Here is a 12,500-nt window from a genome sequence, read left to right on the forward strand (position 1 = left end):
ATTTAACCCCCAAGTTTTTGACAGAGCCGGAAATAGTTAGAATTATATGTTAATAAGAATAAATCTTTTGATATCCTTTTTATTTGAGAATACTACTAACTGTAAATGCTCTATCCCAATAAGTAAAATGAGGAGTAATGAACTTGAAGATCTCGGAAATGGTCAATGACAAACGTTTGAATATAGGATTGCCCAGTAATTACATTATAACCCTTATTGTATACCTTTTAGCCCTGATTGCGGCCGAACTTTTAACCACTTATGTTAACAAGATATGGGGCCTGTCCTTACACACCATTATTCTATTTGCACTCTTGGTGAACGCGTCAATGGTGGAATCACCTGATTTTGCCAACCTGCTGCGGAGTTTGATGCCCATACCCATTATACGTGTGGTTGGTCTTTCCATTCCCATGATGCAGATCCAGCCTCTCTACTGGTTCCCCATAGTGGCTATACCACTATTTGCCGCCTCTATAATTCTCATGCGTAACCAGGGCCTGTCCCTGAAGGATGTAGGAATGACCTTAGGAGGTAATATAAAACTACAAGCCCTCATTGCTGCTACGGGATTTTTTTCCGGGATTATAGAGTTTTTCATCCTCAAGCCAGCACCCCTTATCGAACAGTTCACCCCGGCCCTTCTTCTTGGGGCCTTCTTTATACTCTTGATATCCACTGGACTGGCTGAAGAATTGCTGTTCAGGGGAATCCTCCAGACCAATGTTACCAAAATGTTCGGAACAGTATTCGCTCTCCTTTACACGTCCCTGGTGTTTACCACCATGCACATAGGCTGGATATACTTTTCTGACCTGGTCTTCGTGTTCAGCGTGGCCATGTTCTATGGTTACTGCCTTATAAAAACCAAATCAATAGTGGGAATCACGGTAGCTCACGGAATATCCAATTCCATGTTGTTCCTGGTAATGCCCTTCGTTAATTTAGCAGCTTTCGGTATATTTTAACCCTTTTCAATTTTTATTTTAATTTTTCAATTAAATTCAAAAAAGAAAAACTTCATTAAGAAAAATAGAAAAATTAAACCCCTCCAAATATGGAAGGGTGGCTTCTTTTAATTTATTAAATATACTTCAACCCTTATTCTCCTTCACCCTTCCGGTATTCATGGGTGAAGTGTGCATCGTAGAGCTTGGATGGAGTTACCTCATCTATACCAAGCACGTCCCCCACTACAATAAGGGCGGTCTTGGTTATTCCAGCATCCTTTACCCGGTCGGCTATGTCCTCCAGGGTGCCCCTGACTATTTTCTCGTCTTCCCAGCTGGCCTTCTGGACCACGGCCACCGGGGTCTCCGGGTCGTAGAAGGTCAATAGTTCAGCCACTACCTTGGCGATCATGTGCACTCCCAGGAATATACACATGGTGGCCCGGTGCTCGGCCAGGCGGAAGATGGCCTCACGATCCGGTTTGGGTGTGCGCCCGGCGGGACGGGTGATGATGACTGTCTGGGAAACCTCGGGCTGGGTCAGCTCGGCTTCCAGTGCCGCAGCCGAGGCAAACAATGAACTAACACCAGGGATGATTTCATAAGGCACCTTTTCCGACTTGAGGTACTGTATCTGTTCGGCTATGGCCCCGTAGATTGCCGGGTCACCAGTGTGCACCCTAGCCACCAGTTTACCGGCCTGGGCAGATTCTGCCATCATCTGAACTATTTCATCCAGGTTCATCTGGGCGCTGTTGTGTATTTCTGCTCCTTCTTTGGCTTCGGATAAGACCTGGGGGTTTACCAGGGACCCGGCGTATATGATGAGGTCTGCCTTTTCAATTACCTTGGCGGCTTTGATGGTAAGTAGTTCCGGGTCTCCCGGACCGGCTCCAATAAAAATTACTTTGCCCTGCATGTTAAATCACTCCTAGTAATCTTTAACTTATTGATTTTAAAATATTTACCACTTTAAATCTAGTACAGTCAATCTATCAAATTTAGTTATCCCACTATTAATCTATAATTTTCAAAAAGGTCTACTACGTAGGAACTTTCATCTTTACTTAATTGAGTTGTCAGTTTATTTATATAATTTATCAGTTACCGTTCCTTTGAATTAAGTTATTTTTCATTATTAAGAAATCAATGAATACACCCAGTAAAAAATCTATTTTAGTAAGTTATCACGGCCTTACTTTAATATAATTTGCTTGATTCCAGGATGAAACAATACACCCTTCTAATTTTCGTTTAACAATGTTTATTAAAAGGTTCGTAAAATATTAGGGATAGACAATTAGTCTTAAGAGTGGTGAATATATTGATCACCCTACATTTTAAAATCAACTTAAAAGGAGGTGAAAAACACGAAAAAACAAGCCACAACTAAATTTTTGATTCCAATGATCATTTTAGTTATAGCTCTGGTCCTCGGAGTAGGTAGTGTGGCCGCGGCCAGCGAAGATAACACCAGTCAAGCCAACAACTCCACCAGTATAACCACTGCCCCAGAATTAACCGAAACTCAAACTGACAACACCGTAAACAGTGATCCAGCCACTCCCGCCGACCCTCAGATCTGGCGTGACGGGGCTCCCGTAGCCCGTGGAGGACACCCCGCTGGTTATCAGTACTCCACCATTGCCGAGGCCATTAACGATGCCCTGGACGGGGACACCATAATGCTGGAATCTGGTGCAGTTTTCCATGAACAGCTAACTGTGGGTAAAAGTCTGACCTTCAATGTACTGGACCAGGACCCGGCCACCCTTAACGGCAGCACCTTCTCCGGATCCATACTCACCATCAACCCCGGGGTGACAGTGTACCTGTACAATTTAATATTCACTGATGGGAATACTGGTGACTCTGGTGGTGCCATATTCAATATGGGCACCTTAACTGCTGAAAACTGTACCTTTACCCATAACACCGCTAGCAATAATGGTGGTGCAATATGTAACTGGCAGAGTACCGTTGCTCTAACTAACTGTACCTTTGTGGGTAACCAGGGTTACCTCGGTGGTGCTATCCTGAGTTTTATGAGTTCTAATCCCTTTTCGATTACCGGGTGTACTTTCACTGATAACATAGCAACCGAAGGTGCCGCTATCAACAACAATATAGGTAGTACTGTTATCATTGCTGATAGTAATTTCACGGGTAACCATGCCGATGTCGGGGGAGCTATCATAAACTGGGGAGTTTTAAGCATAACTGGCAGTAACCTGGAAAACAACAGTGCAAACTTTGGTGGTGCCTTCTATATCTGGGCCACCGGTGTTACCACCACCGCCCATTTTAACCGCATCGTGGGGAACACCGCACCTAATGGTAATGCTATTTACTGCAGTGGAAGTACGATAGACGCCACCCACAACTGGTGGGGTAACAACACTCCTGACTTTAGCAGTCTGTTCACCGTGGTCAGCGGTGGCTCAGTAAACGCTGATCCCTGGATGATCCTGCAGGTAACTACCAATCCCGGAGCCATCAACAACAGTGAAAATTCCCAGGTAACTGTGGATTTACTCCACGATTCAACCTACGACCCGGCAAACCCCGAGGCATCCTACCATGACCCATCCTTAGGACATGTACCTGATAAGCTACCCATCTTACTAAACCTGAGCTGGGGAAGTTTCACTGACCCAGTAATCTCACACACCATCACCAGTTACCTGGTAAATGGTACAACTACGGCTACCTTCTATGCTAATGAAGGAAAAGCACCCACAGACCCGGTAACAGTTAACGCCACGTTAGATAGTTATCCGGCATCAGGTACCATCGAAGTCGAGCCGGTAAGCAACCTATCCATCACTTTAAACGGCCCGGCAACAGTTAGTGCAGGTAAAACCATCACCTACACCGTCACCTTCACCAACAGTGGCCTTGATGATGCGGAGAACGTGAACCTAACTGATAACTTACCTCCAGGTCTCTACAATATCCGGTGGACTGCAGTTTACAGTGGAGGGGCTTCTGGTCCTGCCTCTGGTACAGGTAATTTGAACCTGAATCTGGGAACTGTCCCGGCAAATGGTATGGTTACCATTACCGTAACTGCCGATGTACCCTCATCAACTGTAGAGGGCACAGTGTTAACCAACATGGTAACCGTAGCTTCCACTACCGGTACTACCCGTGATGCCACAGCCACTACTACGGTAACCGGTTATAGTGAGAATTCAGACCCGGCAACAGTCAACGCTGCTACCAGCGAAAAGACCATCCCAATGCAGACTACCGGAGTTCCAATAGCCGGAATAGTTCTGTCTATTCTGATGGTGCTGGGCGGATTCATTGGTGCCCAAAAAAGAGAATAAATCAGGGATTTTTTGGTAAATCCCTTTTCCCCCATTTTTTTTAGTCAATTAAAATCAAATATAAGCCTCTTTGAAGCTATTTTAAAAAAAGATTATTTAAAAAAAATGACACGTTCTGGATTCCATTCAGTTTTCTTTTAAAGTTCAAACTTCCTTTCTTCCAGTTCTATGGACCCGTAGGGGCATTCCTGTATGCATATTTCACAGCATCCACAGCTGGCCGGGTCAATGACTGCCTGTTCATTCTCATTTAGGGTTACGGTGTCTATTCCGATCTGTACCTGGGGGCAGTGCTTGATGCATTCGTGCTGGCATTCATCGGCTTCACAGGTTTCATGGTCCACCACGGCGGACTTCATGGAGAAGCCCAGTGCCCGGCGCACAGCTTCCTTGACCTGGTATCCTGCCAGGTGGAGTATGGTGTCCCCCACCGCGGGGTCGGTGGACATGCTGGCGTTACAGGGGTAGTTGTGCAGTTTGGTCCCGGATTCCAGTTCTGCTTCCTCGGCGGGTAGTCCCTCAATGTTCTCGGCTATGAAGTGGGTGCTGCCACAGGGGGCAGTGCGGATTACTTTAACCTTCTTTATGAGGCCGTCGGATTCTATTTCCAGTTGGGGTCTTCCAAATTGTTCAGCGAATTCATCGATGTAGGTGTCGCCCACTGGTTCCAGGGAACAGAAGGGTTTGGGGAATACTATCTTAATTTCTGGGGCGGATTCTTCTATCTCCCGTTGCAGTCCCGGTGGTATCTGTGCCGGGTCGTGTATGGGTATGATCACTGATTGGGCACCGCTTTCCCGGGCGATGATGGGTACGATCATATTGATATCCCCAAATAGACCCACGGCCAGGATTAAATCCGCCTGAGGTATGGATTTAGGTACGTACTGTTCAAAGTCATCTATGAACTCGGGGAGATCCTCGGGGATCTCCTCCAGACCCACCATGCTACTGGCCAGTCCCATTTCAGCCAGACTGTTGACAATTCGACTGCCATACTTCCCTGAACTTATTATGTAAAGTTTCATAGTATTCCTCTCTGCCCATTTTAGTTTTATACTCAATCGAGTTAAAAGAACACTCTAAGTAATTAGTCCTATATTTTATAGTCCTTAATAAATTAGTTGATATTATCGCCAGGTTGACATCTTTAAAAATGCTCCAGTTTAAGGAGTATTCCAAAGTGTCCATTATCAAGGGGCTCCATTTAAGGGTGCTCCCTTATCACAGGGATACATTTTCTAAAATTTGGTAACATACATTTATTTTTAAGCGGTTTAAATCATTAAAACTTGAAAAAAATAGGTAAATGAAGAGTATAGATTTATTTTATTCCTTCCGGGTGCAGAGGTTATTCCTTTAAGGCCCAGTAACACCTTTTAGGGGAGATGATGGTTTCATCTTTTTTGAGTTCTTTCATTATTTTGTCAACTTCTTTTTTATCCACACCTGATATCTGGCTGACTTTAGTGGCATTTAAAGGTTCTTCAGAGTCTTTGAATGCTTTAATTACCTTTTCTTTGTTATCCATTCATATCACCTCTTAGATTATTCCCTTTGAATCCATATAATATTTTTCACGAACAGTTCGAGTGGAAACTATGCCCTGATACAATTGATTCATTCAATTGATCCAAAACGTCTTCTGCTTCTAAATCCCCGAGATTTAAATTATTCCAGTGGAAATGGTCCGTTTTTTATTTCAATGGCGTCCAGTGGACATTCCTTCAGGCATATCTCACAGTAGCCACATGTGGCCGGGTCAATGAAGGCCTTCTTATCTCCACGGAGGGTTATGGTATCCAAGCCAATAAGTACCTGGGGGCAGCTTTTAATACACTCTTCCTGGCATTTTTCACGGTTGCACTTTTCCGGTTCCACCACTGCTGATTTAATGGCGTATCCCAGGCCCCTTTTAACTGCTTCCTTGATCTGGTAGCTGGCCAGGTGCATACTGGTGTCCCCCACTGCCGGGTCAGTGCTGATGCTGGCGTTGCAGGGGTAGTTGTGCAGTTTGTGGGCGGCCACCAGTTCGGCCTCTTCACTGGGTGTGCTCCACAGTCCCTTGGCAATGTAGTTGGTTGAACCGCAGGGTGCGCCCCGCAGGACTTTCACCTTCTTTATGTACCGGTCGGCCTTGATTACCAGCTGGGGTTTGCCGAATTTACTGGCAAACTCATCGATACAGGGGTCACCCATGGCCTGCAGTGAGCAGAATGGTTTGGGAAACACGAAATTCACGTGGGGCGCTGCTTCCTGGATCTCCTGCTGCAGTCCGGGGGGCATCTGCTGGGGGTCGTAAACCGGTATGATGGCCGAGCTTGCTCCGGTTTTACGGGCCACCTCGGGTACCACCATGTTGATGTCCCCGGAGAGTCCCACCGCTATAATCAGGTCCGCCGGGGGCAGGTTCTGGGGCACGTAACAGGCATAGTCCTCTATAAAATCAGGCAGATCCTCGGGGAATTCTTCCATCCCCACAATATCCCCGGCCATTCCATGCTCCGCCAGGTTATTAACCACCCTGCTCCCGTATTTACCCGAGATTAGAAGGTAGAGTTTCATTTTTCCCTCCAATTTATATTAAAGGTGTTATTTTATTGCTCTTATTCCTTTCAGTGTAATTTGGGATTTATTCAGTGATTCAATGGAATTCTATTCGGTAAATTAAGTATTGATTGGATTTATTTACTGTATTTAATCCATTTAAATCCATTTAATCATCATCAAGTTTGCGGCATTTGAAGATGACGGTACCTCCGTCGGTGTATGGTTTTCCCGGGTCAACACATTGCAGGTAGGCGTGGTCTTCATCACCTTCACTGGTGAGTCCCAGGGCCAGGGGTATCCAGTCATGTTCCAGGATAGTGGTGTAGTGTAAAATAGTGGATAGGGCGTGGGTGCAGAGGGCGTCGGTTTTATCCAGGTCTATCTCCGGATCCTTGATGGTGATGCGGTCACCCTCCTGGTAAACCGGGCAGTGCCCCTTTATTTCATGGACAGTAATCTCCAACATAATTGGTCCCCATTCCAAGATTAACTTGTTTAGTATTTTTGTACTCCCGGGTAAATAACCCTTGAGTAATTGGGTGGAGGAGTAATGATTAAAAATTAAAATAGGATATAGGGGTAATTTTATGGATTTGTTGGATCCTAAACAATAGGAATTAAAATAGGATTTTGAGCATTAAAATAATAAAAAAGAGTAAAGTTGGGTTTTAACCCACTTTTACATTTATCTGCCTTACATTAATTCTTCCCGGAGGTCAATGGTATCGGTCAGGTCTGGTCCGGTACTGATTATAGTCACCGGGACCTTGGTCTCGTTTTCTATTTCTTCCACAAACCTTTTGACTTCACCGGAAAGGTCACTGTAATCAGTCACCCTTTCACAGGAGGGGTATAACCGGTCCACACAGGTCAGTGCTATCTGGGTAGCACCGTTTATCATACAGGATTCCCGGGCCATTTCCATGTCGAAGATTCCCACTCTTCGCCTTCGGCCGGTGACTGTCCCGTATTCTTCGATGTCCATCTTTTCTGCTTCTTCCTGGGTTATCTCGGAGGGGAATGGTCCTTCTCCTACCCGGGTGATGTAGGATTTGAAAACTACAATAACATCATCAATACGAGTGGGTCCTACACCAACATCAGCCGCAGCTGAGGAGGCAGTGGTGTCCTTACTGGTTACAAAGGGGTAGGTTCCGTAGTAGAGTGACAGTCCAAAACCCTGTGATCCTTCAATGAACACGTCGCGTCCTTCATCCAGGGCGGTGTTCACCTCTAAAGGCACGTCTGCCACGTATCCGTCCATGGAGTCCACGTCTATGGCCTGTTTAATGGTTCTGAGTGCCCGGTCACGGTTGGCTGGTCCGCAGCCAGTACCGGTACTTCCAATCTTCTTGAATAGGTGATCGGATCCCTTGTCCTGTTCCTTGTGTTCTTCTTCAATTATGGCGCAGCGATAATCAGCGAAGGTCCTGGTTTTTACCTGGTACTTGTTCAGGTAGTCCAGTTCATGGTGGAATACTGCTGGGTCCACCAGTACACCGGCACCTATAAGGAGTCGTGCTCCAGTGTGGACGAAACCTGATGGGATCATCCGCAGCCCATATTTTTCTCCGTTGAATTCTACTGAATGGCCTGCGTTGGGACCTACTCCAGCCCGGGCAATGATCTCCGGTTTGTCCTGGTTACAGAGGTAGGTGATGCATTTTCCTTTACCTTCATCTCCCCAGGCTCCGCCTACTAATATATTGCATGTCATAGTGATCAATCCTCTCGATGATTTTAACCTCTTTTATATTGTCAACAGGCGCTTAAAAAGATTTTCCCAAAGGTAAGATAAGGGAAAAATGGCTTTTAAAAGCACCACACCATGTTATTAGGTCTTTGATTTAGTTATACCGTGAGTATTACCTTTTACTAGTGGGGTTTGTTTCCCTGGGTTATGATCCTTTCAAAGAGTTCCGGGGTGTACTTGCGCTGCATGGACACCAGTATGTGCTGGTCCAGGGCTTCCTCCAGTATCTCCACCGTCATCTTATCCTCACCCCGCCTGATGCGTATGGCCTGGGCTATCTGGGCTATGTCCCGGGCGTGGGCGAAGGTGGGTTTCAGGTTTTCTCCCCCATCCAGATAGGGGATGTACACATTCCGGAAGCGTTCCAGTACATCCTGGTCGTAGTCCTCCTTCAACTTGTCCAGGTTACGTTTGAAAACCTCCACGATCTCCTCGGGACTGGGCACCTCCAGAAAGACGTGCAGGGGTGCACGTCGCAGGTGGGCCTCGTCTATGATGGTTATCTCCAGGTTGGTGGACAGGGCCGGTATGAAGTGGGTGTGCACAATCACCGGGGCCCCTTTAACGTAGATAACATCCCTCTTGTTTTCCAGGGGCACGATCATCCGGTTCAGGAGGACGTTGGGGTCCTCGTTCTGTCTTCCCAAATCGTCCAGGAGGAGTACTCCTCCGTTGGCCTTGATTATGGGTGAGGTCTCGTACACCCCCTTGTTGGGGTTGTAGAGTGTTTCCATTTTCTCGGTGCTGAGCTCGGAACCAGTGAACACAAAGGGTGCGTAGATCTTGGCCCAGCGAGGGTCTCCGGGTTGTTCTGGTCGGAGCTTGTGGAAGTCCGGGTCCAGTAACTGTATTATGTTACCGCTGAACTCGATGTAGCGGGGTATGATAATGGGGGGTAATATTTCCGACATTTTACTGGTGAGGAAGGTTTTACCGGTTCCAGGTGGTCCGTAGATGAAGAATCCTTTACCTCCAATGGCTGACTCAGTGAGTACCTTCTTGGGGTAGGCCATTCCCACCACCTCGCGGAAGGCCTTCTCCACCACCTCGTGGGGTATGTCTATGGGGTAGCGTCCCTGGAGCTGAACTTCCATGATCTTGAAGTACTCATCGTAGGTTACCGGGGCCGTTCCCATGTAGGGGTTTTCATTCATGAGCTTGGCTGCCTTGAGGTGGCCCTGTTTCTTGATGGTGTACTCCACACTGGCAAAGAGGAATCCTCCGGCGGTCTGGGCCACCAGGTCCTCCTTTTCCATGGCTTTAAGGCACTGTTCCAGTATGTCCACGTGGAGTCCAGTGATTTCGTGGATCTGCTGCACCTTGATGTTACCGTAGGTGTTTATGATCTTCAGAATGAGGTTCTGTATGAAACCCTTTTCCAGGTCTATTTCATCCAGTGCTTTGGGTTCTTCCAGTACCTGGAAGAGTTTCTGCATTTTAACATCATGATAATAATCTGTTTCCATTTAAATACCGCCAATAATATAGGGAATTTCCGGTTTTAATCTCGTAGTACTGTTACAACCCTTATTTTCGTGTCAGATTATCTTCATACGCCGAGTATTAATTTTGTTTTTCCTTGCAGTTAAAACTTCACATCACAGACACTAATGGTTTGCCCACTTTTTAGTGACGTATTTCACATTATTTTTAAGAATATTGACCAACCATGGGGATAAACCAGGAAAAATCACGTACCAGTATTACTGATGGTTGAAAATAGAGTAAGAATGGGTTAAGTGGAACTGGGTTTGATTTTAGGATATTTAATCCAGGTAATGAGGATATTTGATCATTGAAAATATATTTTAATGAATTTTTTTTTTTGATTTTAGAAGAATTTTTTAGAATTTTATAAGAAATTTAGATATAAAATGAATTTTTAAAGGATTTAAAATAAATCTTAGGGTTCAAAAAATGAATTTAGGTTTTTAGAAAAAAATTAAGGTTTTTAAAAAAGAATTTAGCATTTAAATGAAATTTAAAAAGGAATGCAAATGGGGGGTGAAATTTAAAATAAAAAAGAAAATAAATTAAGAGGTTAACTTCTACACCGTTAAAGCCATTATTTATGGGCGTAGTAGAACCTGAACTTCCCATCTTCTTTCTGGTCCAGTCGGGCGAATCCTATTCTCTCCAGCTGCACCACGTCATCCACTTCCACTAGGGATATGGATTCATCAGCATACCCGGAAACAATGGTGGCATCGGGCATTACCAGTTCTGTTTCCACAGCCTTGGTGGCTGGTACCCACTGCACTATCCGGGCCTTAGCTTCCCGGGCCTCGTCTAGGCCTTCACTGTGGTATTGGGCCTGTCCATCCTGGAAGGTGATGTTCACGGCATCCATCAACCGTAGGACTTCATCTGGCTTGGTAGGTATGTCTTCACTGTCCAGGTAGACTCTTCCGTCGAAGTTCAGGGCACGCATTCCCCGGTCCAGGTGGTCGGGGTGGAGTGGTCTTTCCACGGTTTTAAGGAGTGATTCTGGTACACCCTCTATTTCCACCAGCTGGGGGTGGGCCACCATGAAGTAACGGTTGGCCTTCTCTTCCAGGAAGGTGCGGTTGAGTCCGTAGATCTTCTTCCAGCTCACGGCGGTGTCCGCCATTTTAACTCCGATCTCGGTCATTAGCTGGCGTATGGCCTCGGCCTGTATTCCCCGGCGGGCTATGGCCCGGATGGTTCCCAGGCGGGGGTCGTCCCAGCCACTGTAGACGCCGTCTTCTATTCCCTGCCGTGCCTTGGAGGTGGATAATGGTATGTCCTCCATTTTCAGGCGTCCGTAGTGTATGAACTCCGGCACGTCCCAGTCCATGTGGTGGTAGAAGTATTCCTGTTTTTCACTGTTGGCCAGGTGGTCCTTACCCCGAAGAACGTGAGTAACACCCATGAGGTGGTCGTCTGCTACCACCGAGAAGTTCATCATAGGATATACTCGGTAATTATCTCCCACACGAGGGTGGGTTTCCTCAACTACTCGCATGGCCACCCAGTCACGGATGGCTGGGTTTTTGTGTTTTATATCGGTTTTAACCCGGAGAACCATTTCTCCTTCACTGCTCTGGGGCATTTTCTCCCACAGGGCCAGGTTTTCTTCCACAGTGGCGTCCCGGTGGGGGCAGGGTTGGGAGGAATCCTTAAGTTCCTTGAACACGTCCCCCGGGCAGGTGCACATGTAGGCCCCTCCCTGTTTTATGAGTTCCTCGGCCAGCTGGTAGTAGATCTCCATGCGGTCGGACTGGATGATCTCTTCATCCCAGGTAACTCCCATCCACTTCAGGTCCTCGGGTATCATTTGGTAGGCGTCAGGGTCCACCCTTCGGGGGTCTGTGTCTTCAACCCTTAGGATTAGCTTACCTTCGTACCTTTTACGGTATTCATCGTTGGAAAGTGCGGCCCGGGCATGTCCTATATGGAGGGGGCCTGATGGATTTGGGGCAAAACGTAGCACCACGCCCTCATCAGTATGGGGTAAATCCGCCAGTCCCTTGACCTTTTCCTGTTTTTTCTTTTCCTGGTATCCTCCCCGGTCTTCCAGTTCCTGGTTCTGGTCCTCGGCTGACATCTGATTTACAGTTTGCACTATCTGGGCAGCGGTTTTGGAAACTTCCCCGGCGTTTTGACGGTACTCGGGGTGTTTGCTCATTATCATCCCGATAACTGCCCCGGGCTGGGCCTGGCCCCCGTGTTGGGTGGCGTTGATAAGAGCGTACTTGCGAATGATTTCTTCCAGTTTATCCATGTAATCACTTCTTCTGGTAGGTTAAAACTTCTGGTAGGTTAAAAAAATAAATTAAAAAAATGTAATTCCTCAATTAGAAATTTAGGAAATTAAAAAAATTAAGGGGGAACTTAGTTACTGCGCTGGAGTACAAAGTCCGCAATGAGCAGGAGTGCTTCCCGGGCAGGGCT

Annotated in this window: 11 protein-coding genes (1 of these 11 running past the window's edge); 2 read left to right on the forward strand and 9 right to left on the reverse strand. The window is 46.5% G+C overall.

The window, feature by feature from the left end; all coding sequences use genetic code 11:
- Positions 1–143 precede the first annotated feature (143 nt).
- Complete coding sequence (locus QC759_RS03795) at positions 144–968, forward strand: CPBP family intramembrane glutamic endopeptidase (protein ID WP_048071951.1); 825 nt, start codon at positions 144–146, stop codon at positions 966–968.
- 133 nt (positions 969–1,101) lie between these two features.
- Here the strand turns inward: QC759_RS03795 and cobM are convergent, their stop codons facing one another.
- Positions 1,102–1,869: a precorrin-4 C(11)-methyltransferase gene (cobM, locus tag QC759_RS03800; RefSeq protein WP_048071952.1), complete on the reverse strand. Its 768-nt coding sequence runs from the start codon at positions 1,867–1,869 to the stop codon at positions 1,102–1,104.
- 487 nt (positions 1,870–2,356) lie between these two features.
- Here cobM and QC759_RS03805 point away from each other — a divergent pair, with 487 nt between their 5' ends.
- Entirely contained in the window at positions 2,357–4,282 is a 1,926-nt protein-coding gene (locus QC759_RS03805) for a DUF11 domain-containing protein (protein WP_144405509.1), read from the forward strand.
- Positions 4,283–4,419: 137 nt separating this feature from the next.
- Here the strand turns inward: QC759_RS03805 and QC759_RS03810 are convergent, their stop codons facing one another.
- The 8 genes from QC759_RS03810 to idsA form a co-directional block, all read right to left on the reverse strand.
- The gene (locus tag QC759_RS03810) at positions 4,420–5,310 is read right to left on the reverse strand and encodes a DUF166 domain-containing protein (protein WP_048071954.1); all 891 of its coding nucleotides are present in this window, start codon (positions 5,308–5,310) and stop codon (positions 4,420–4,422) included.
- Positions 5,311–5,633: 323 nt separating this feature from the next.
- On the reverse strand, positions 5,634–5,813 hold the full coding sequence (locus QC759_RS03815; RefSeq protein WP_048071955.1) for a MarR family transcriptional regulator: 180 nt from the start codon (positions 5,811–5,813) through the stop codon (positions 5,634–5,636).
- 140 nt (positions 5,814–5,953) lie between these two features.
- Positions 5,954–6,847, reverse strand: coding sequence for a DUF166 domain-containing protein (locus tag QC759_RS03820; RefSeq protein WP_048071956.1), 894 nt, complete (start codon positions 6,845–6,847; stop codon positions 5,954–5,956).
- 151 nt (positions 6,848–6,998) lie between these two features.
- Entirely contained in the window at positions 6,999–7,298 is a 300-nt protein-coding gene (locus tag QC759_RS03825) for a TIGR04076 family protein (RefSeq protein ID WP_048071957.1), read from the reverse strand.
- Positions 7,299–7,526: 228 nt separating this feature from the next.
- On the reverse strand, positions 7,527–8,549 hold the full coding sequence (locus QC759_RS03830; RefSeq protein WP_048071958.1) for an adenylosuccinate synthetase: 1,023 nt from the start codon (positions 8,547–8,549) through the stop codon (positions 7,527–7,529).
- Between the two features lie 158 nt (positions 8,550–8,707).
- The gene (locus tag QC759_RS03835; protein WP_048071959.1) at positions 8,708–10,051 is read right to left on the reverse strand and encodes an ATP-binding protein; all 1,344 of its coding nucleotides are present in this window, start codon (positions 10,049–10,051) and stop codon (positions 8,708–8,710) included.
- 599 nt (positions 10,052–10,650) lie between these two features.
- Complete coding sequence (locus QC759_RS03840) at positions 10,651–12,330, reverse strand: glutamate--tRNA ligase (protein WP_048071960.1); 1,680 nt, start codon at positions 12,328–12,330, stop codon at positions 10,651–10,653.
- Positions 12,331–12,440: 110 nt separating this feature from the next.
- On the reverse strand, positions 12,441–12,500 hold the final stretch of the coding sequence (idsA, locus tag QC759_RS03845) for a short chain isoprenyl diphosphate synthase IdsA (protein WP_048071961.1). The gene runs 930 nt beyond the window's last position; the window shows 60 of its 990 coding nt (coding positions 931–990); its start codon lies beyond the right edge, outside the window; the stop codon is at positions 12,441–12,443.

This window comes from Methanobacterium formicicum, assembly GCF_029848115.1.
Taxonomy (GTDB): domain Archaea; phylum Methanobacteriota; class Methanobacteria; order Methanobacteriales; family Methanobacteriaceae; genus Methanobacterium; species Methanobacterium formicicum.